Below are 19,670 nucleotides of genomic sequence, written 5' to 3' on the forward strand. Positions count from 1 at the left end.
ACCGGCTGAGCAGGAGGGAAGTCCGCAATGCCCCGCAGACACCGGGTGCTGGTGGTCGACGACGAGCCGCAGATCGTCCGCGCCCTGGCGATCAACCTCAAGGCGCGGAAGTACGAGGTGGACGCCGCTCCGGACGGCGCCCGCGCCCTCCGGCTCGCCGCCGACCGCCACCCCGACGTGGTGATCCTCGACCTCGGTCTGCCGGACATGGACGGGGTGGACGTGATCCGGGCGCTCCGGGCCCGTACCCGGGTGCCCGTCCTGGTGCTCTCCGCCCGGCACACCTCGGAGGAGAAGGTCAAGGCGCTGGACGCCGGCGCGGACGACTACGTCACCAAGCCGTTCGGCATGGACGAACTGCTGGCCCGGCTGCGTGCCGCCGTGCGCCGGGCGGAACCCGCGGCGGGCGAGGGCGTCGGCTCCGGGATCGTCGAGACCGCCGCCTTCAGCGTCGACCTCACCGCGAAGAAGGTGCACCGCGACGGCCGGGACGTCCGGCTGACCCCGACCGAGTGGCACCTGCTGGAGGTGCTGGTGCGGAACACCGGGCTGCTGGTGAGCCAGAAGCAGTTGCTGCAGGAGGTCTGGGGGCCCGCCTACGGCACCGAGACCAACTATCTCCGCGTGTACATGGCACAGTTGCGGCGCAAGCTGGAAGCCGACCCCGCCCGTCCGCGGCACCTGCTGACCGAGCCCGGCCGGGGCTACCGGTTCGAGCGGTGATCGTGCCCGCCCGCACGGGTACGCTGGCGGTTATGGCAGGCGACACCCGAGACGACAAGGGCGGCGGCGGGCGCTTCCGGCGCTTCCTGGAGCGGCTCTCCTCCTCGGAGGAGGACCTGCGGTCGGCCGAGCTCCGCGAGGACACGGACACCCTCACCGGGTGCTCGCGCATCTCCGAGTGCGGGGACCGGCAGTTCGTCCGCGTGACGGGTACACTGCGCACGGTCACGCTGCGGCCACGCGCCGGAGTCCCCACGCTGGAGGCGGAGCTCTTCGACGGGTCGGCGGCCCTGGACGTCGTGTGGCTGGGCCGGCGGGCCATCGCCGGCATAGAACCGGGCCGGAAGATGATCGCCTGGGGACGGATAGCGATGCACCGCGGCCGCCCCGTGCTGTTCAACCCCAAGTACGAACTGCGACCCCTCGGACAGGAGTAGCGGGTGACCTCACTCGACAAGCAGACCGCGGCAGGCTCCGCGGACTCCGCCGGCACGGCGAACTCCGCGGAGCAGCAGCAGGTCACCGAGGCCGCCCTGTTCGAGGCCTTCGGCGGGTTGCGCGGGCTGGCGGAGACGACCCTCCCCGGCCTGGTCTTCATCCTCATCTACACGATCAACAAGGACATCCACGCCGCGGCCCTCGCCGCGCTGGTCCCGGCCGGCCTGATGGCACTGGCCCGGCTGGTGCGCCGGGACACCGTCAAGCACGCCTTCAGCGGGGTCTTCGGCGTGGTCGTCGGCGTGGTCTTCGCGATGGTCACGGGCAACGCGAAGGACTTCTACCTGCCCGGCATGCTCTACGGCCTGGGCCTGTCGCTGGCGTACCTCATCAGCGCGGCCGCCGGCTTCCCGCTGCTCGGGCTCATCCTCGGCCCGGTCTTCAAGGAGAACCTCTCCTGGCGGACCCGTAACCCGGGGCGCAAGCGGGCGTACGTCAAGGCGAGCTACGCCTGGGGATTCATCTTCCTCGGCAAGGCCGCGATCCTCTTCCCGCTCTACTGGTGGGCGGACCCCACCAAGTTCGGCTGGGTCACGGTCGCCCTGAAGATCCCGCCGCTGCTGCTCGCCGTCTACCTGACCTGGATCTTCCTGGCCAAGGCGCCGCCGCCGATCAATGTGATCGCCGAGATGGAGGCAGAGGAAGCGGCGCGGAGCGCCGCTGCGGAGGGTGTGGCGCGGAGCGCCGCGTCGGACAGCGAGGCGCGGGACGCCGGGCCGGACGCAGCGGGGCCGCACACCGTCGCGGAGGACACCGCGCGGCGCGACGGCGGCAGCGCCTGACCGGGCCGCCGGCCCGGCTCGCGGGGCTCCCGGCACCAGGGTTCCGCCCGTGCGCGGGCGCGGGTGCGTCACCTCCCCGCCCCAGCGCGGGCGCCTGGCTCCCGGCCCGCTGGCCGGGCACCTGCTTCCCGGTTCGCCGGGGGCGAACCGGGGGAAGCCCCGTCAGCCCCCGGCGCGCACCGACAACAGGTCCTCGAGCTGCTCCTCCCGCGCCGGCGCGGCCACGAACAGCAGCTCGTCGCCCGCCTCCAGCGCGTCCTCCGGGTCCGGGGTGAGCACCCGGTTCCCCCGGATGATGGTGACCAGCGCGGTGTCCTGCGGCCAGGTCACATCGCCGACCCGGGTCCCCGCCAGCGCCGCCTCCGGCGGCAGCGTCAGCTCCACCAGGTTCGCGTCACCCTGCGAGAAGCGCAGCAGCCGCACCAGGTCGCCGACGCTCACCGCCTCCTCGACCAGCGCCGACATCAGCCGCGGGGTGGACACGGCGACGTCCACGCCCCACGACTCGTTGAACAGCCACTCGTTCTTGGGGTTGTTCACCCGGGCGACGACCCGGGGCACCCCGTACTCGGTCTTCCCCAGGAGCGACACGACCAGGTTCACCTTGTCGTCGCCGGTGGCCGCGATCACCACCTGGCAGCGCTCCAGCGCGGCCTCGTCCAGCGAGGTGATCTCGCAGGCGTCCGCCAGCAGCCATTCGGCCTGCGGCACCCGCTCCACCGAGATCGCCGTCGGCGCCTTGTCGATCAGCAGCACCTCGTGCCCGTTCTCCAGCAGCTCGCCGGCGATGGAGCGGCCCACCGCGCCCGCGCCCGCAATCGCAACCCTCATCGCTGCTGCGCCTCCTCCGGCCCCTTCGCGAACGCCGCCTCCACCGCGGCCACCTGATCGCTGCGCATCATCACATGCACCAGATCACCCTCCTGGAGCACGGTCTGCGACGTCGGCAGCATGGCTTCGCCCATTCGGGTGAGGAAGGCCACCCGTACCCCGGTGTCCTCCTGGAGCCGGCTGACCCGGTGGCCGACCCAGGACTCCGCGGCGTGCACCTCCGCGAGCTGCACCGCCCCGCTGGGGTCCCGCCACAGCGGTTCCGACCCGGAGGGCAGCAGCCGCCGGAGCATCTGGTCGGCCGTCCAGCGGACCGTGGCGACGGTCGGGATGCCCAGGCGCTGGTACACCTCGGCACGGCGCGGGTCGTAGATGCGAGCCGCGACGTTCTCCACGCCGAAGGTCTCCCGCGCCACCCGGGCGGAGATGATGTTGGAGTTGTCACCGCTGCTGACCGCGGCGAAGGCACCGGCCTCCTCGATGCCGGCCTCCCGGAGGGTGTCCTGGTCGAAGCCCAGTCCGGTCACCCGCCGCCCGCCGAAACCGGCGCCGAGCCGCCGGAAGGCGGTCGGGTCCCGGTCCACCACGGCGACGGTGTGGCCCTGCCGCTCCAGCGCCTGTGCGAGCTCGGCCCCCACGCGGCCGCAGCCCATGATCACAATGTGCACGCCCGTCCCTCTCACTCCCGTACAGCGGGCCGTATCAGGATCGCATGACTGACCGCATACGATCCTCCCCGTGCCCAAGATGACCGACCTGCCGAAGCGGATTCTCATCGGCCGAGCGCTACGCAGCGAGAAGCTCTCCGAGACGCTGCTGCCGAAGCGGATCGCCCTGCCGGTGTTCGCCTCCGACCCGCTGTCGTCGGTGGCCTACGCACCCGGCGAGGTCCTGCTGGTGCTCTCCCTGGCGGGGGTTTCGGCGTATCACTTCAGCCCGTGGATCGCCGCCGCCGTCGTCGTGCTCATGTTCACCGTGGTGGCGTCCTACCGGCAGAACGTCCGCGCCTACCCCTCCGGCGGTGGGGACTACGAGGTCGCCACCACCAATCTGGGCCCCCGCGCCGGCCTCACCGTGGCCAGCGCACTGCTGGTCGACTACGTGCTCACCGTCGCCGTGTCGATCTCCTCGGGCGTCGAGAACCTGGGCTCGGCGGTGCCCTTCATCGTCGAGCACAAGACGGCCTCCGCCGTCGCCGTCATCGTACTGCTGACGTTGATGAACCTGCGCGGGGTCCGGGAGTCCGGACGGCTCTTCGCGATCCCCACCTACTGCTTCGTGGCCGGCGTCCTGGCGCTCATCGGCTGGGGCGTGGTCCGCATCGCGCTCTACGGCGACGATCTCACCGCCCCCACCGCGGACTACGAGATCCGCACCGACCACCCCGAAGGGCTGGCGGGCTTCGCACTCGCCTTCCTGCTGCTGCGGGCCTTCTCCTCCGGCTGCGCCGCGCTCACCGGCGTCGAGGCGATCAGCAACGGTGTGCCGGCCTTCCGCAAGCCCAAGTCGAAGAACGCGGCCACCACGCTCGCCCTGATGGGCCTGATCGCGGTCACCATGTTCTGCGGGATCATCGCGCTGGCGCTCGCCTCGGACGTCAAGATGTCCGAGAACCCGGCCAGTCACATCCTCATCGACGGCGCACCGGCCGGACCCGAGTACGCCCAGGACCCGGTCATCACCCAGGTCGCCTCGGCCGTCTTCGGCCACGACTCGCTGCTCTTCGTCTATCTGGCGGCGGCCACCGCACTGGTGCTCTTCCTCGCCGCCAACACCGCCTACAACGGCTTCCCGGTGCTCGGTTCGATCCTCGCCCAGGACCGCTACCTGCCCCGGCAACTGCACACCCGCGGCGACCGGCTGGCGTTCTCCAACGGCATCGTGCTGCTGGCGGGGGCCGCCGCGATACTCGTGGTCATCTACGACGCCGACTCCACCCGGCTCATCCAGCTCTACATCGTCGGCGTCTTCGTGGCCTTCACGCTGAGCCAGACCGGCATGGTCCGGCACTGGAACCGCCATCTGCGCACCGAGACCGTCCCGGCCACCCGCCGCCACATGATCCGCTCCCGGGCCATCAACGCCTTCGGGGCCTTCTTCACCGGGCTGGTGCTGATCGTGGTGCTGGTCACCAAGTTCTCGCACGGCGCCTGGGTCTCGATCGTCGGCATGGCGCTGTTCTACGCCGTGATGACCGGTGTCCGGGGCCACTACGACCGGGTCTCGGAGGAACTCGCTCCCGAGGGCCTCCCGGAAGAGACGGCGCGCCCCTCCCGCGTGCACTCCCTGGTCCTCGTCTCGAAGATCCACAAGCCCACGCTCCGTGCCCTGTCGTACGCCCGGCTGATGCGCTCCGACACCCTGGAGGCCGTCACCATCAACGTCGACCCCGAGGAGACCCGGGAGCTGCGCGCCGAGTGGGACCGGCGGGGCATCGACGTGCCGCTGAAGATCCTGGAGTCGCCCTACCGGGAGATCACCCGGCCGGTGATCGACTACGTGAAGCGGCTGCGCCGGGAGAGCCCGCGGGACATCGTCAGCGTCTACATCCCGGAGTACGTCGTCGGGCACTGGTACGAGCAGCTCCTGCACAACCAGAGCGCCCTGCGGCTCAAGGGCCGGCTGCACTTCACCCCGGGCGTCATGGTGACCTCGGTGCCGTACCAGCTCGAGTCCTCCGAGGTGGCCAAGGCGCGGGCGCGCAAGCGCGCGGAGTGGAGCGCACCCGGCGCCGTGCGCCGCGGGCCCGTCCCGCGCCAGGGCCAGGGCGGCCACCGGAACCAGGGCGGCGGCCGGGACCGGAACCAGGGCCGGGGCGGGGGCGGGCGCCCGGAGCAGTAGACTGGACGGCTGCCGTCCGGAACGGCCCGCCCTCGCGGTGCCGCCGCGTCCCACGCCGGCCCAGGCAACGCCCCGCACACCCCCGTAACCAGTGGAGCCACCCCCTCATGGCCGAGTCCCAGCCCGAGCCCGCCCAGCCGACCGAGGGTGCCGAGCCGGCCGACGCCTCCACCGGGCCCGCCGTGCCCTCCGCGTCCACCGGACCGGCCGCCGCCACCGGACCGGCACCGGCACCCGAGCCCGCCGGACCGGCCGGGTCCGCCGACCCGGCGGTCCAGCCGGCCGACGCCTCGCTCGTCGGCCGCGAGTACACCGTCGAGATCGGTCCTGTCGCTCACGGCGGGCACTGCGTGGCCCGCACCGACGAGGGCCGGGTGCTCTTCGTGCGGCACACCCTGCCCGGGGAGCGCGTCCGCGTCCGGGTCACCGAGGGCCGGGAGAACTCCCGGTACCTCCGGGCCGACGCCGTCGAGGTGCTCACCGCCTCCAAGGACCGCGTCCCCGCACCGTGCCCCTTCTCCGGCCCGGGCCGCTGCGGCGGCTGCGACTGGCAGCACGTCAAGCCGGGCGCCCAGCGGCGGCTCAAGGCGGACGTGCTCACCGAACAGCTCGACCGGCTGGCCGGGCTCACCCCGGAGGACGTGCACTGGGACGGCACGGTCGAGCCGGCCCCCGGCGACAAGGTCCCGGCCGGCGAGGTGCCGGCCTGGCGCAGCCGCGTCCAGTACGCCGTCGACGAGCAGGGACGGCCCGGGCTGCGCCGGCACCGCTCGCACGAGGTGGAGCCCGTCGACCGCTGCCTGATCGCCGCCCCGGGCGTGACCGAACTGGGCGTCGAGAAGCGGGAGTGGCCGCAGATCGCCACGATCGAGGCCGTCGCGGCCACCGGCTCGCAGGACCGCCAGGTCGTGCTGACGCCGCGGCCCGGCGGGCGGCTGCCCCTGGTGGAGCTGGACCGTCCGGTCTCGGTGCTGCGCGTCGGCGAGAAGGACCGGGCCGTGCACCGGGTGCACGGCCGCCCGTACGTCCGGGAGCGTGCCGACGGGCGCACCTGGCGGGTCGGCGCCGGCGGTTTCTGGCAGGTGCACGTCCGGGCCGCCGAGGTGCTGGTGGACGCGGTGATGCGCGGCCTCACCCCGCGCAAGGGCGAAACCGCCCTCGACCTCTACTGCGGCGCGGGCCTCTTCGCCGGTGCCCTCGCCGACCGGCTGGGGGAGCAGGGTGCGGTGCTGGGGATCGAGTCCCACAAGCGCGCGGTGGAGGATGCCCGGCACAACCTCGCCGACTTCCCCCGGGTCCGTATCGAGCACGGCAAGGTCGAGTCGGTGCTGCCCCGCACCGGGATCACCGAGGCCGACCTCGTCGTCCTCGACCCGCCGCGCGCCGGCGCCGGCAAGCAGACCGTGAACCGCCTCGCGGCCCTCGGCCCCCGCCGCATCGCCTACGTCGCCTGCGACCCGGCCGCCCTCGCCCGCGACCTCAAGTACTTCCGCGACGCCGGCTACGTCCCCCACTTCCTCCGCGCCTTCGACCTCTTCCCGATGACCCACCACCTGGAGTGCGTCGCCGTCCTCAAGCCCGCCCCGCAGGACTCCTGACCTGCGGTTTTGTCGATGTGCATTATGTGCCGTGTGGGCGTTACGGGCGACTTCTTGACGCTGAAATGACGCTCGTGACGCTCATTTGACGCTCGTTGATCATGGTTCCGGTCAGCGGTTGGCGGGCTGCTGAGGGGTTGCCCGACTTCCGCAAGAAGGGAGTCGGGCCGGTGCTTGGTGATCTTGTGATGGTCCGTCGGCCCCAGGGGGAAGGAGAGGCGACACTCTCGGCACGGATGTCGCGCAAGAGACCAGTGAACGCGATGACCTGCCGCGATGAGTGGCCTGTGGTCGCTGAGCTGCGCGAATTACCTTTCGGCTGTTTCACGCTCGTGCAGCTTGATGGGGCCGGAAGTCCCAGAAAGGTCCCAAGGGACTCCCGCCGCTGACGGGTGCCTTTCGGCTCGGTACGGCAGTACGGGCAGTCGAACGGCCTCGTTTCCAGCGAGGGTGGTGGAGCCTGGATGTAGCAGGAGCTCGCGCATAGCGTTCCGCCATGTTGTCGGACCGGCGTGTGACGATGCTGAGGGAGGCGAGTGACGTGGCAATCGAGTGGGACCGCATCGGGCAGCCGGCCTTTGACCGGCATGTCGAGGCGCTGCTGCACCGGATGTTCGATGACGCCGGGCAGGTGATCGTGGTCAATGGGCGTGGTGGCGACGATGGCATCGACGTCCAGGTCACCACGGACGTTGGTCTGCGAATCTTCCAGCTGAAGTACCACCCAGATGGCTTCCCCGGTTCACTCAAGGGTCGCCGCACTTCGATCAAGAAGTCGTTCAGCCGGGCCATGGCTCACAAGCCAGTGGAATGGACGCTGGTGGTGCCGTGCACGCTGACGACGTCCGAGCGGGCCTTCGTCAACAAGCTCGCCGATGGCAAGGCGGTGAAGGTCTCCATGCTCGACCGCTCTGACCTGGACTGTCACTTCGCCGTCCACTCAGACCTGGAAGCCAGTTTCACCCGCGACCTGTTGCGCGAGGCAGCCAAGGACTTCAACCAGGAGAAGGCCATGCTGCTGGGCGCGGACGATCTCGTCGACCGTGTCCGGGCCCTGGGCGGCCGGGCCGACACTGTGGACCCCGATTGGACCTGGGACTTCCAGCGGCGCGGCGACACTGTCATTCAGACGCTGCGCGCCAAGCACTCCCGCGCCCACGAGGTCAGCCCCATCTCCCTGCGTCTGGTCGGCCGCCCGGGGGCGATGAGCACCGACCTCACCGCGGCCATCACCCGCACGCTCGGGTTCGGAACTGCCGAAGACGTCGCGCTGCCCTCTGAGGCAGTGGAATGCCTGACCATCGACGGCCCCTCGTGGCTGTCACGGACCGTCAACGACATCGAGGTGCTCTGGAAACCCGCACCGATGTCTGCACCCGCCGGAACCCCCGTCGAGGTAGCCTTCCTGGACTCCGACGACGGCGTGGCCGCCCGCTACACCGGGCGGCTGAACAACGTCGGCTCCGGGGGGTTGGGTGCCTCGGTCGACACCGACATCCACGGTGCCCGGCTCCAGATGATGCTGCCCTTCGACGACACCGCCGCCGGCACGCTCAGGTACTCCTTCGATCTGGAAGGCCGCGAGCCTGCGGAGGCGCTGAAGATCATGCGACTGTATCAGCGGCTTCTGTGCGGTGGAGCGTTCCGCCTCAGCGTCAGCGGTAGCAACGCCGGTGTCGGGACGCTGGCGCCAAGCGGCACCCCGGACCAGCTGCGCGAGGTCGAGCACCTGCTGCTGTACCTGTCGGACTGGGATGTCCTGCAGCGGCACTGTGAGAACTACTTCCCCACGCCACTGACGTACACCGCCGTCGAACGCATCCAGGTCCGGATCGCGCGGCTGGTCGTGGAGGGCCACTGTGCGGCGTATCCCTTCGCCCGAACCCTCACGTTCACGCTCAACGGCCAAGACCATCCGGCTCTACGCGCCGTACTCGGCGATCACCCCCAGTGCATGCGCGTCAGTCCGCCCGGCTTCGAGGTCGCCGTCGGCGGGCACACCCTCGACATTGGTCCCGTGCACCTGTTCCACACCCAACTGCGCGCCGACAACGGCCAGGAAGCCCTGCGCGCCCTGACTACCGGGCAGGGCGCGGGCACCAAGGTCACCCTGCGCCCCGCCAACGACATGAGTTACCGGCTCTACCTCGCCGACACTCCCGACGACGGCCGCCCTCTGGTTCCCACCCCTCTGGGGCTGGACGGCTACACCGATCCCAGGTAGCACGCCACCTCGTTCCCCAACACACTCTCGGGTGATCAGCACCGCCGACGATGGCTGATCACGATGTCGACCGCGCCGGTGTGTCGAGGTGCGGTCGGTGCGCGCCGACGCCGGTGCGGCAGCTCTCAGAACGTTGTGGCGGTCGGAGTCTGCCGGAATCCGGGGGCGATCTCATGGTGACGTGCGGGCACCGTGTTCGGGCCGACGCGGACGTAGAACTCGGGGCGCGCTCCGTTGCGGTAGGCGTGCATTTGGCCTCTACCGGATACCTCGATGGCGGGGACCTTCTTGCCGTCGTGGTCGATCACGCGTGACTCGTAGGACGGCACCGGCTCCAGGTGCTCCCGAACCATGCTGACGACCTGGAGCACCTGCTTATCGACGTTTGATCCCTCGGGCAGGCCGACGATCTACAGCATGAACGTACAGGTCCTCGCCCATCCCTTCGGCCGTCTGCTGTGGGCCTCCCCATCCATGCGCGGAGCTGTCCACGACGTCCGCGCAGCCCGCGGCCACGGCCTCGCCGGCGTCCCCGTGCTTCGTGTGCTTTCCGGAGGACAGGAGGCGGTCCGCGGCGATGGTCGATCGGCAGAAGCTTGCCGTCCAGCGGTGGCATCATATTGTCCGTGAGGTGCAAGATTCGTAAGTCCGCAGCCGGTGTTCACCTATTCGATCGCGTTTCCGGGATGAACGTGCTGCTCGACGAGGTGCCCGTTCCCGCGGAGCAGTTCTCCGCTGCTCCGCGGTACCTGTCCGTCGCGCTAACGAACGCCTGCGAGCTCCGCTGTAACTACTGCTACGCGCCCAAGTACGCCGCCGCGCTCGACAGGGAGCGTGTACTCGCGTGGGCGGTCGAACTCGACGCTGCTGGGTGTCTCGGTCTCGGTTTCGGAGGGGGGGAACCGACTGCGTACCGAAGGTTCGCCCAACTGTGTTGGGACATAGCCCAGTCCACGTCTATGGCGGTGACTTTCACGACCCATGGGCACCGGCTCACATCCGAACTCGTCGAATCCCTGCGTGGGGCCGTGCACTTTGTCCGACTGTCAGTGGACGGGGTCGGAGCCACCTACGAGCGGCTCCGCGGTCGGCCGTTCGCGGCCGTGGTCCAGGCGGCCGGATTGCTCGGCTCCCTCGCTCCGTTCGGCATCAATGCCGTCATTAATGCCGACACGGTCGGCGAACTAGATGACCTCGCCGAGTTCGCCGACAAGGTTGGCGCGTCCGAACTTCTGCTTCTGCCAGAGCAGCCAACTGCAGCAACTCCCGGTATAAGCGAGGCCGACGCTCAGCGCCTCGTCGAATGGGCCGCGACCGCCAGGGCCGGAGTTCGGCTCGCGATCTCCCGTACTGGCCTTGAAGTTTCGCTGCCCACTGCGGAGGCCGTCCCAGGCGAGCGCCCCCTCGACGCGCACATGCACGTCGACGCGACCGGCGTCCTACGCCCTCACGCCTACGCGCCCACCGGATTGTCAGTCGGAAGTTCCATCATAGAAGCCGTGCAGGCGTTGAGGGAGGCACGATGAGGATCTGGAACGGCTACGGCTCGGAGCACTCGATGGACCTGGTCTTGATCGGCCGATTTCAGACGGTCACCGGTGCCAAGGCAGCGGAGGAGCGTATGGAGGCTCTGAAGGCTCTTGCCGAGGACGCGTGGTCCGATGACGACTGGCAGAGCCCTGGCGAGCGCATGCCTCGCGAACTCGGCGAAGCACTCGCCGAAATGAAGTTGTACGACATGGGGAGGTACGACGTCGACGTCTTCGCCCTTGACCACACCGTCACCCGCACCGGAGAGACGGTCCGGATCTGGACCGACGAGTCCGAGGTCCAGGGATTCCTGAAGACACTTCTCCACGACGGCGCGAAAGTCGAGATCTTCTCCCGTCACGAATGGGACGAGGACACGATCACTCGGTCGGATGCAAGCACTCGGGAGTGACAGTGGACCTGACCGATCTGGAACGTCTGCCTGGCGCCGCCGACCGGAACTTCGAAGCGCTCACACGGGCCATCGTCTCCCGCCGCTACGGCGCACTGGGCACGATGCGGGAACGCCGCAACCAGCCCGGCGTCGAGTTCTACCTGCACGTCGACCACGCCGGTGCTCTCGGCGACCCCGGCCGCGTCTGGGGTTGGTCGTGCAAGTGGTTCATCCTCAACAGCAAGAATGAGCTCAGCGCAGGCCAGCGCAAGCAGATCGAGGACTCGCTCTCCAAGGCTATCCAGCACGTCGTAGGGCTGACCGACTTTGTGCTCTGCCTCCCAGAGCGGCCCGCCAAGGGGGACGAGGAATGGATCAACGGACTCGGTCAGCAGGGGGTCAGCGTCAAACTTTGGTCCACCGAGAACTACGACGACCAACTCGCGGGACACGACGAGCTCCGCTCCACCTTCTTCGGTGAACTCGCCCTCACCGCAGGGGTACTGGCGCAAGCCCACAAGCGATCTGTTGCACCCATCGAGGCAAGGTGGACGCCACGGCTGCACACCTCCCACCACGTGGAGCATCGCATCGACCGGGCCTTGCTGCGCCCGGCGTCGTTCGAGTGGCTGCAGCAGCGCACCGACGACACCGCAGCCCGGATCCAGGCACTGCGCGCAGCCATCGACGGCCTCGACAACACGATCCGCCAAGACGCCGTAGAGATTGCCGACGACCTGGAGCGGTTCGTCGACGACCTGTGGGAGGTCCTTGACGCCGGGAGGAGTCTCCGGCCCTGGGAGGTCCGCGAGCGCCTCGCCGAACAGCGGCCGCCAGCAACTTCTCCCCGAACGCTGCGACGGCTGGTGCTCAAACTGAGGCAGCGTCGCCTGCCCGAGGCGCTGCTGGCTACCGGTCTCGGCGCGGAGATCCGCGACATCGTCCAGTGGCTGCACGACGCACGGGCGGACACCGAAGCCCCCTTGCTCGCCGTCATCGCCGCCGCGGGACAGGGCAAGACGCACCTTGCCGCGCAGATGACCTCACCGAACGACCAGCCCACGGCAGGAGTCTTCATTCAGGGCGGGAACCTGCGCGCCGGCGGGACCCTCGACGACTTCGCGCGAAGGATCCCCGGACTGAAGGTCGACTACTTCGAGGACCTCCTGGAAGCTCTTAACTCAGCCGGTAACCGCGCTGGCTGCCGGATTCCGTTGATCGTCGACGGCCTGAACGAGGCCGAACGGCCCTCGGAGTGGAGGACACTGCTCGCCGGATTGGCACCGGCCCTGGGCGCCTATCCTAACGTGGCGGTGATCGTCACCCTCCGCGAGGCGCTCGCCGACCGGGCCCTCCCGAAGGACACGGTGCCCCTGGAACTGGAGTGGCAGCGCGCGGAAGTCGACGACATCCTCCGCGTCTACTTCCGTCACTATCTGATCAACCCGGCCGACGCCTGGCTACCGATGGAAGAGTGCCGCAACCCGCTCTTCGTCCGCATGTACTGTGAGGCCGCAAACCACGACCGCCGAGTGCCGGTGGGTGTCGAGGCGCTGCCTCACTCTCTCATCGGCGTCTTCGAGTTGTACCGCGAGGGCGTGGTCGAGCGGCTGGCCCAGGATCCGGCTCGCATCCCGGTGCCGGCCGACCAGATCCAGCGCCGCCTCACGGCTCTGGCGAGGCACATGTGGACGCACAACGTACGTCGGCTTCCGTTCGACGAAGCGCGAAGAGTCCTCGACGCTGACCAGCCGAACTGGGACGAAAGCCTGTTCCGGCGCCTCGTTGAGGAGGGAGTGATCTTCCGCGAGGAGATCAGGGGTTCCGACGACGCTGAGTGCGGCTTCGTTTTTGACCGCTTCGCTGGATACTTGATCGCCGACGCGATTCTGGTGCGTATTCCCCCCGCGGACGTCAACGAGCAGTTCGCGGAGGCGGCTCTCTGGCAGTCCCTCCTGGGCGACCAAGCGCACCCCCTCGGCGAGGACATCCTCATCAGTCTCATCTCACTGATGCCCCGCCGCTTCACCCGGCACCACCTGTGGCGCGTCTCCCCCGAGGAGCACCGTTCGTTGGTGCTCGCCCAGGAGCTCACCACCGAGTCGGACTTCCTCGACAACGAGACCGTCGACGCGCTCGCAACCGCGCTCGTTACCGCGCATCCCGGCAAGAGGAAGGGCAGACCAGCGTTCAGCCGTCTGTGGGAGATCCGCAGGTCCGCCCCGCACCGCCTGAATGCCGTATTCCTCGACCGCGTCCTGCGCCAGCTGCCCCTTCCCGAGCGTGACCTGCGCTGGGCCGAATGGGCTCGAGGCCAGGCTCCAGGTCGGCTGACGGCAGACCTGGAACGATCGATCGGCAGGTGGTCCGGAAATAGCAATCGCGCCGAGAGCGACGACCTGGACGCGCTGGCCATTGCCTGGCTACTGACTTCCACGGACACGGGCATGCGGGATCTGGCGACAAAAGCCCTGCAGCGCTACGGCCGGCCAGAACCCAAGCGGATGTTCGACCTCGCCGCCCGGATGCTCGATATCGATGACCCTTATGTCATCGAACGGGTCGTCGCCGCAGCGTTCGGCGCCGTCAGCGCTCACCAGATGCCCGATCCCGGCGGACCGCTCGAAGGCGCGTTGCGGGACTGGCTGGTGCACCTGCGCGACCGCTTCCTGGACGGCGGGACCACACCCACCTCGCACGAGCAACTGCGCGGCCACGTACGGGCCACCTATGAATTCGCCGGCGCCCTCCATCCTGCCGCCGTCCCGGAGGGTGTCGATGCCTTCGCGCCAAGGTTCACTGCCGTGGCGCCCGCCGAGGTGATGGAGGACGACGACCCCAACGCCGAGGAGTGCGCCCGCACCTTCGGCATGGACTTCGAGAACTACATCATCGGGGCCGCCATCAACGGCAGGGCCAACTACGACTTCACCAACCCGGACTACCGAAGGGCCCGCGCCGAGGTCATGGCCCGGGTCTGGGAACTAGGCTGGCGCGAGAAGGAACTCGGCAGCGTTGACCAGTCTATTGTTGCGAACGCCGAGCGGCCTTACAGCTCCAGGAGGAGGGTGGAGCGGTACGGCAAAAAGTACGGCTGGATTGCCTACCACGAAATGGTTGGCCGCCTCGTGGATGCCGGCCGCGCACCGTCCCCCTTCGGGGACGCCGAACGCTTGATGCCCGACATCGACCCGACCTTCCCCGACAGGCCCCCGGTGGCGCCCATGCCCCTTCCGCTGTGGGCACCCGTGGAACCGACCGACGACCAGACTTGGCTCACCTCGGGGACGGTAGACGTCCCGGACCAGCTGTGGTCACCCGAGGAAATTCACGGAGTGAAGGGCGGCTGGCTCCTGGCCGAGGGGTATCTGAATCACCGCTCCGACGGGCGAACGGTGTTCGGGTTCTTCCGCACACTCCTGCTGGAGCCGGAAGACGCGGAACCCGCCCAGAAGCTCGCTGGCGACCGTCAGCACCTAGGAAACCACTTCTTCCCTCAGCTGCCGATGGTCCGCGACGTGCTGGCCGCTGAGATGCCGTGGAGCCCCCGGTTCGAGCTGACCCGCGACGACAATGCCTCAGGCGCCTTCCCGCACCGCGCGCTGCGTCGCGACTGGCAGGACGACGGCATCGGGCTCGACCAAGTCGCCGTGGAGTTCGCCTCCGACAGCACTTCGGAGATCGGCCTCGGCGGGAGCTTTGACGTGCCCTCGTCCGAGTTCGCTGCCAGGTTTGGCCTGCGCCAACTGCCCGGCAGTGTGGACCTTGTGGGCCTGGATGGCCAGCGCGCCTCCGCAGTCTTCCGCGTGGATAAGTCCTGGCGCGGCCACCTCCTCTTCCTGCGCCGCCAACTCGTCGAGGAATTCGCAGGTGACCGCCGGATCATGCAGGTGGCCTGGGGCGAGCGCGAGGTGGCGGTCGACTGGCCCTCTGCTCCTTCCTGGGTAGTGGCGGCGCAGCGCAGCCACGCGAACGGGTGGCGTCATATACGGCTGCTCGGAGCGGACCAAAGCAGCGCCGAAGACTAGCCTCGATCATTCGTGAGCTCCCGTCAGCTTGCTGGCGGGACCCTTCGATGTTCGTGGTGATGTGTCTCTTGGTGTTCAGGCAGGCTGATGGCCCGGCTGTCGTGCAGGGTGGGCGCTGGGATTCCACTTCTCCCGGGGTGGGGTGCGCGGGTTGCAGGGCCAGAACGGCCTAGGGACGCCGCCCGGGCCGGACTAGGCGCGTGCGGGAGGCAGGTCGTAGCGGCTGACGGCCAGGTACGTTTCCGGCGTGGCCGCTTCGAGGAGACCCTCGTCGCCATCCAGGTCGAGCTTCGGCTCCTGCGGACGACGCAGCAGGTGGCTCCAGTCGCTCGCTGCTCCCCGCTCATAGGCGTCGCGGAGTAGGGGGCGCAGCCGTGGGCGGGCTTCCTCTTGCTGCTCGCCGAAGACCCGCCGCTGGGTGAGCCGTTGTACTTCTTGGGCTTCGTCGCTGAGGCCCTGGTCGAGGGCCGGCTGATCCTCGGCGCGCAGTCCCGGGGTGCGCCGGACGATGGCCAGATCTTCTTCGTGGAGGCGTGCGCAGGCGGAGAACAGCTTTCTGGACATGCCGAGGTGGACCTCGGTTCCAGGGATGCGGCAGGTGAGGAAGTCGTCGAGCCCCCAGGAGCGGATCTGGTAGCGCAGGGTGCGCGACTCGATGTGGAGGGCCGCTCCGCGGCGTCCGCCCGCATGGCGAGGGTGAGGTCGTCGTTTTCCAAGGGGGTGGTCAGCCCGGAACGCCGGCGGCGGGAAGCGCGGTCGGCCGGCACCGGCACAGTGCGCAACTGAGAGGCGGGAGCGGAGCGCAGCGCCAGGTAAGCGAGCATCTGGGCACGGGCCGCGCCGATGAGCGCGTCGTCGCTTTCCCCGAGGTGGTCTTCGAGGTTGCCGGGGCCGACCGCTGCGTCGTTGGCGCCGGATCCGGCCGGGGGGAGGGGTGGCTCGCCGGAGTGCAGGTCGTGGTCGATCGTGAGGAAGAGGTCGTCTCCGGGCCGCACGGACGCCCCGACTAGAACGATGCGGTGCTTGAATGAGCCTAGGATCTTGCTGCCGGCCTCCAGTTGTGCCCATCCTTTGCGGAGTGCGCCGACTCCGACATTGCCGCCCTTTGCCTCGATCAGCCAGTACATCCCTTCCGCCTCGTGCCGTCCCCACAGGTCGGGCAAGGTCCTCATCGGGTCCTTGAACGTGCCGCTCAGGGCGGGTATGGGGCCGCCGAGTTCGAGGTGGTGAGTCTGTCCGAGGCCCAGCAGGGAGCGGCAGGCCCACTCGGTCATCGTCATGCCCAGCCGGTAGGCGACTGCGCTCTGCGCAGTGCGCTCGGTGCCGTGCTCGTACACCGGGTTCAGGGTCAGGCGCTGGCCCTTTGCGCCCGGTACAGGGTGCCGGGGCGTGACAGGATGGGCGCCAAGATAGGCGTACAGCGGGGAGATCCGGGCGATGAGTTCCCCGTGCGCGTACCGGGGCTGGTTCTGCAGGTGCGGGGTGACGTCGCGGCCGACCTCGGTGGCGGCCTTGATGATCTCCCGCCACGTGGTGGTCGGGGCGTACCAGCCGTCGGCTGCCGGGAACCCGCCCGACGCGCTCCACGCCTCGTGCTCGGCCGTGCGCCACTGCCTCTTGGGCTTGTTCGCGGGTCCGTTGCGGAACAGGACCGGTACGTCGAAGCTGTCGGCGTAGGTGAGCGGCGGCTCGTCAGGGATCTGTGCGGGGATCATGAGGATACTCTGGCACGGTTCTGGACCCGTCCGGACGCGCCTGGCAGCGGGCCGCCGATCTGCTTGACTCTCGTCGTTACGGCGCAGGCGCGACCATGTCCGATGGCGACCGGTGTTGTTGGCCTGCCACCCGCCTCCTCGGGTTCTACTGCTCATGGTCGGTTGGGCCAGAAGATCGACAAAGGGAGTCGACGGAGGGCAGCTGTACCGCCTGGATCGGTCCGAGAGCGGCTGCTGAGCTCCTCGCTGTCCAGCGCGGTTTCGGCGGTCAGCTCGGTCAGCCGCTCCGCGAAGCCGCCGGCGAGAAGGGTCGACGGCCCGCGGCGGGCGGAGAGCAGCCCGGCCAGGACGCGGCGCTGCACGTCGTACAGCACGTCCCCGGACCCGCTGACATAGGCGTCCTCGTCCCCGGCCACCCGCCGCAGCACTCCGTACCGCAGCAGCAGCCGCACCACCGCCGCCAGGTCCGCCCGTTCCTCGCGCCGCTCCAGGGTGAACTCGATGCCGGCGGCGGCCAGCTGTGGATCGGCGGCGTCCAGCACCACCTGCTCGGCCAGCCGCCCCAGCGCGGTCTGCGACTCGCCCCGCTCCAGCGCCGCCAGCGCCAGGCACAGCAGGACGTAGCGTCGCCGGGTGAACGGCGCTCGGGCGCGGGCCGTCTCGCGCGCCGGGTGGGTCGCGTCCGTCAGGGTGCCGGGCGTGCGGTGCAGGCGGGCCGCCTCCGCGTCCACCCGCAGCGCCCAACCGGTGTTGCGTTCGAACCAGTCGCGCAGCTCCCCGGCGTACTGCCGCACCAGGCGGAACGCGTCCGCCGACGGCCCGTGCGCGAGCAGCAGCGGCTCCTTCAGCAGGGCGCGGGCGGCGCGCTGCAGCTCCGCCGCGCGCCGCCCGTCGAGCACATCACCCAGGGACGTCGTCATCGTTCCTCTCCCGCCGCCGTCACCACTGCGGACCGTACCCGTCCGTCGTGGGCCAGGTCCGTGATCTCGACGAGATGGTCGGGCCCGCGGAAGGTGCCGTCCGGCGTGTGGACGGCGGCCGTCGTCCCGTCCGTCAGAGCCGTCAGCCGGATCTCCAGCGTGCCGTCGTTGCTGGTCGCCACGGTCGTGGTCGCCCCCGGCCGCCAGGTGGCCAGGGCATCGCCGAGCAACGACAGGAACAGGCCGAAGGCCGCCGGGTCGAGCTCGCCGAGCGCCGACAGCCGGGTGGTGCCGTCCGTGGCCAGCCGGGCGCGGGCCGCCGCGATCTCCGCCGCCTGCCGCGCGGCGATCTCCGCCAGCCGCCGCCGCTCCCCGGACCGGTCCTGCACCTTGCGCGCCCTGCCACGCCGCTCGTAACTGCCGGTACGGCGCAGCTGCGGGCTGATCCGCAGCGGCTCGGCCCCGGACCACGGGGTGGACGCGGGTACCGGGTGGGTCGTCCGCTCGGTGAGGGTGTCGGCGTCCACCGTCAGGTGCCGGGACGGGTACAGCCCGAAAGCAGCCCGCCACAGCTGGTGCCGGGCCTCGTCGTCCGGCGCCTCGGCGAACCAGCGGGCCAGTGCACGGAAATCCGCCGACCGGTCCGAGCGCCCGGCCCGCCGCTCGTTCAGCTGCCGTACGACGGCCAGCAGTTGCGGGATCGCCCCCAGGGCCCGCCCGCGCAGCAGCCGGGCCTGAGCCTGACGCCCGTCCGCCGACACGAACCAGGCGGCCAGTCCCGCCCACCGCGCCGCCCACCGCGCGTACGCCTGCGCCTCGGCGCTCTCCGCCTCCTCCGGAGCGGCGTCGGCCGCCTCCCGGGCCGCCGCCAGCCGCAGCAGCGCGTCCGCCCGGCCGTCCTGCTCCAGCTCGTCGATGAGCAGCGCGATCCGTCCGCCCAGCGTGATCAGGTCCTGGATGAACCGCTCCAGGTACTGGATCAGCCGATCTTTGTAGGCGAGGAACACCTCCACCTCGACGCCGTGCAGGTCGATCGTGCGCTGCAACGACCCCATGAACGCCCGCGCGTTCTCGGCCAGCGCCTCGAACCGGGCCGCCAGCGCGGACAGCGCCAGATGCGCCTTCGCGTCGTCCGGCGTCTCCCCGGCCGCGATCGTCAGCAGCGCCTGCAGCTGGGTGACGATGTCGTGCAGGGCCACCGCCTGCAGCGCACCGCGCCGCCCCAGCGCCTCGTCGTACGCGCTCAGCGCCTGCTCGGCGGCCTCTCCGGCCTGGGTGAGCTGGTAGATGAACCGTTTGCGGTAGAAGTCCTCGACCGCCGTGACCCGGGAGGTGTCCGGGTCCGCTCGCAGGTTGCCCCACTCGACCAGGCTGTCCAGCGCCTTCACGAGCGCGTCCGGATCCCCGGGCCGCTGCTCCGGCGGCAGCGCCGCGTACACGTCCTCGGGCCGCAGGTGTACCGCGAACCGCTCCTTGGCGGCCAGGAACGCGCGCATCACCTGCCGGTACAGCGCCGCGTTGGGCACGGTCAGGTGGGCGAAGGGGGCGTGGTCGGTCCGGTCCCGGCGGGGAGGCTGCGAGGTCAT

15 protein-coding genes and 1 pseudogene are annotated in these 19,670 nt (G+C 69.9%); 10 read left to right on the forward strand and 6 right to left on the reverse strand.

Annotation, left to right across the window (positions count from 1 at the left end; translation table 11 throughout):
• Positions 1–27 precede the first annotated feature (27 nt).
• From HOY81_RS06835 to HOY81_RS06845, 3 genes are read left to right on the forward strand one after another with little or no spacing between them, the layout of a single operon-like run.
• Positions 28–723, forward strand: coding sequence for a response regulator (locus tag HOY81_RS06835; RefSeq protein ID WP_237319276.1), 696 nt, complete (start codon positions 28–30; stop codon positions 721–723).
• A 32-nt stretch (positions 724–755) separates the two neighbouring features.
• Positions 756–1,160, forward strand: coding sequence for an OB-fold nucleic acid binding domain-containing protein (locus tag HOY81_RS06840; RefSeq protein ID WP_237319278.1), 405 nt, complete (start codon positions 756–758; stop codon positions 1,158–1,160).
• A 3-nt stretch (positions 1,161–1,163) separates the two neighbouring features.
• Positions 1,164–2,003 carry a DUF3159 domain-containing protein gene (locus HOY81_RS06845; protein ID WP_237319280.1) on the forward strand — a complete coding sequence of 280 codons (840 nt, stop codon included), beginning with the start codon at positions 1,164–1,166 and terminating at the stop codon, positions 2,001–2,003.
• A gap of 162 nt (positions 2,004–2,165) precedes the next feature.
• Here the strand turns inward: HOY81_RS06845 and HOY81_RS06850 are convergent, their stop codons facing one another.
• Entirely contained in the window at positions 2,166–2,834 is a 669-nt protein-coding gene (locus HOY81_RS06850) for a TrkA family potassium uptake protein (protein ID WP_272892462.1), read from the reverse strand.
• Complete coding sequence (locus HOY81_RS06860) at positions 2,831–3,502, reverse strand: TrkA family potassium uptake protein (RefSeq protein WP_237319281.1); 672 nt, start codon at positions 3,500–3,502, stop codon at positions 2,831–2,833. Before HOY81_RS06860 ends, HOY81_RS06850 begins: the two co-directional genes overlap by 4 nt.
• Before the next feature lie 70 nt (positions 3,503–3,572).
• Here HOY81_RS06860 and HOY81_RS06865 point away from each other — a divergent pair, with 70 nt between their 5' ends.
• The 3 genes from HOY81_RS06865 (at position 3,573) to HOY81_RS06875 (ending at position 9,497) form a co-directional block, all read left to right on the forward strand.
• Positions 3,573–5,675, forward strand: a complete 2,103-nt coding sequence (locus HOY81_RS06865) for an APC family permease (RefSeq protein ID WP_237319282.1) — start codon at positions 3,573–3,575, stop codon at positions 5,673–5,675.
• A gap of 107 nt (positions 5,676–5,782) precedes the next feature.
• Positions 5,783–7,273, forward strand: a complete 1,491-nt coding sequence (locus HOY81_RS06870; RefSeq protein ID WP_237319283.1) for a class I SAM-dependent RNA methyltransferase — start codon at positions 5,783–5,785, stop codon at positions 7,271–7,273.
• 541 nt (positions 7,274–7,814) lie between these two features.
• Positions 7,815–9,497: a hypothetical protein gene (locus tag HOY81_RS06875; protein ID WP_237319284.1), complete on the forward strand. Its 1,683-nt coding sequence runs from the start codon at positions 7,815–7,817 to the stop codon at positions 9,495–9,497.
• Positions 9,498–9,622: 125 nt separating this feature from the next.
• Here HOY81_RS06875 and HOY81_RS06880 read toward each other — a convergent pair whose 3' ends face one another.
• Positions 9,623–9,805, reverse strand: a complete 183-nt coding sequence (locus tag HOY81_RS06880) for a hypothetical protein (RefSeq protein ID WP_237319285.1) — start codon at positions 9,803–9,805, stop codon at positions 9,623–9,625.
• Between the two features lie 85 nt (positions 9,806–9,890).
• Here HOY81_RS06880 and HOY81_RS06885 point away from each other — a divergent pair.
• From HOY81_RS06885 to HOY81_RS06900, 4 genes and pseudogenes are all read left to right on the forward strand, one after another.
• Positions 9,891–10,019 (forward strand): annotated as a pseudogene (locus HOY81_RS06885) (IS5/IS1182 family transposase); the annotation flags it as partial.
• A 164-nt stretch (positions 10,020–10,183) separates the two neighbouring features.
• Positions 10,184–11,023 carry a radical SAM protein gene (locus HOY81_RS06890; RefSeq protein WP_237319286.1) on the forward strand — a complete coding sequence of 280 codons (840 nt, stop codon included), beginning with the start codon at positions 10,184–10,186 and terminating at the stop codon, positions 11,021–11,023.
• Positions 11,020–11,439 (forward strand): DUF6375 family protein, encoded by a 420-nt coding sequence (locus HOY81_RS06895; RefSeq protein WP_237319287.1) that lies wholly within the window; start codon positions 11,020–11,022, stop codon positions 11,437–11,439. Before HOY81_RS06890 ends, HOY81_RS06895 begins: the two co-directional genes overlap by 4 nt.
• A 2-nt stretch (positions 11,440–11,441) precedes the next feature.
• Positions 11,442–15,449, forward strand: coding sequence for an NACHT domain-containing NTPase (locus HOY81_RS06900; RefSeq protein WP_237319288.1), 4,008 nt, complete (start codon positions 11,442–11,444; stop codon positions 15,447–15,449).
• 192 nt (positions 15,450–15,641) lie between these two features.
• On the opposite strand, the gene HOY81_RS06905 is transcribed toward HOY81_RS06900, so the two are convergent.
• The 3 genes from HOY81_RS06905 to HOY81_RS06915 all read right to left on the reverse strand — a co-directional run bounded on the left by HOY81_RS06905 (position 15,642) and on the right by HOY81_RS06915 (position 19,670).
• Positions 15,642–16,013 carry a hypothetical protein gene (locus HOY81_RS06905; RefSeq protein ID WP_237319290.1) on the reverse strand — a complete coding sequence of 124 codons (372 nt, stop codon included), beginning with the start codon at positions 16,011–16,013 and terminating at the stop codon, positions 15,642–15,644.
• Between the two features lie 1,303 nt (positions 16,014–17,316).
• Positions 17,317–18,084, reverse strand: a complete 768-nt coding sequence (locus tag HOY81_RS06910; protein ID WP_237319293.1) for a TIGR02678 family protein — start codon at positions 18,082–18,084, stop codon at positions 17,317–17,319.
• Positions 18,081–19,670, reverse strand: coding sequence for a TIGR02677 family protein (locus HOY81_RS06915; protein WP_237319295.1), 1,590 nt, complete (start codon positions 19,668–19,670; stop codon positions 18,081–18,083). The genes HOY81_RS06910 and HOY81_RS06915 overlap by 4 nt, the downstream gene beginning before the upstream one ends.

Origin of the sequence: Streptomyces sp. JJ36 (assembly GCF_021696945.1) — a bacterium.
In the GTDB taxonomy this organism is placed as follows: Bacteria; Actinomycetota; Actinomycetes; order Streptomycetales; family Streptomycetaceae; genus Streptomyces.

What these genes read in the sequence shown, in the direction of transcription:
- HOY81_RS06895 (WP_237319287.1), top strand. Translation starts at nt 11,020, where the DNA reads ATGAGGATCTGGAACGGCTACGGCTCGGAGCACTCGATGGACCTGGTC.
- HOY81_RS06870 (WP_237319283.1), top strand. Translation starts at nt 5,783, where the DNA reads ATGGCCGAGTCCCAGCCCGAGCCCGCCCAGCCGACCGAGGGTGCCGAG.
- HOY81_RS06840 (WP_237319278.1), top strand. Translation starts at nt 756, where the DNA reads ATGGCAGGCGACACCCGAGACGACAAGGGCGGCGGCGGGCGCTTCCGG.
- HOY81_RS06915 (WP_237319295.1), bottom strand. Translation starts at nt 19,670, where the DNA reads ATGACCTCGCAGCCTCCCCGCCGGGACCGGACCGACCACGCCCCCTTC.
- HOY81_RS06835 (WP_237319276.1), top strand. Translation starts at nt 28, where the DNA reads ATGCCCCGCAGACACCGGGTGCTGGTGGTCGACGACGAGCCGCAGATC.
- HOY81_RS06905 (WP_237319290.1), bottom strand. Translation starts at nt 16,013, where the DNA reads ATGTCCAGAAAGCTGTTCTCCGCCTGCGCACGCCTCCACGAAGAAGAT.
- HOY81_RS06910 (WP_237319293.1), bottom strand. Translation starts at nt 18,084, where the DNA reads ATGACGACGTCCCTGGGTGATGTGCTCGACGGGCGGCGCGCGGCGGAG.
- HOY81_RS06890 (WP_237319286.1), top strand. Translation starts at nt 10,184, where the DNA reads ATGAACGTGCTGCTCGACGAGGTGCCCGTTCCCGCGGAGCAGTTCTCC.
- HOY81_RS06850 (WP_272892462.1), bottom strand. Translation starts at nt 2,834, where the DNA reads ATGAGGGTTGCGATTGCGGGCGCGGGCGCGGTGGGCCGCTCCATCGCC.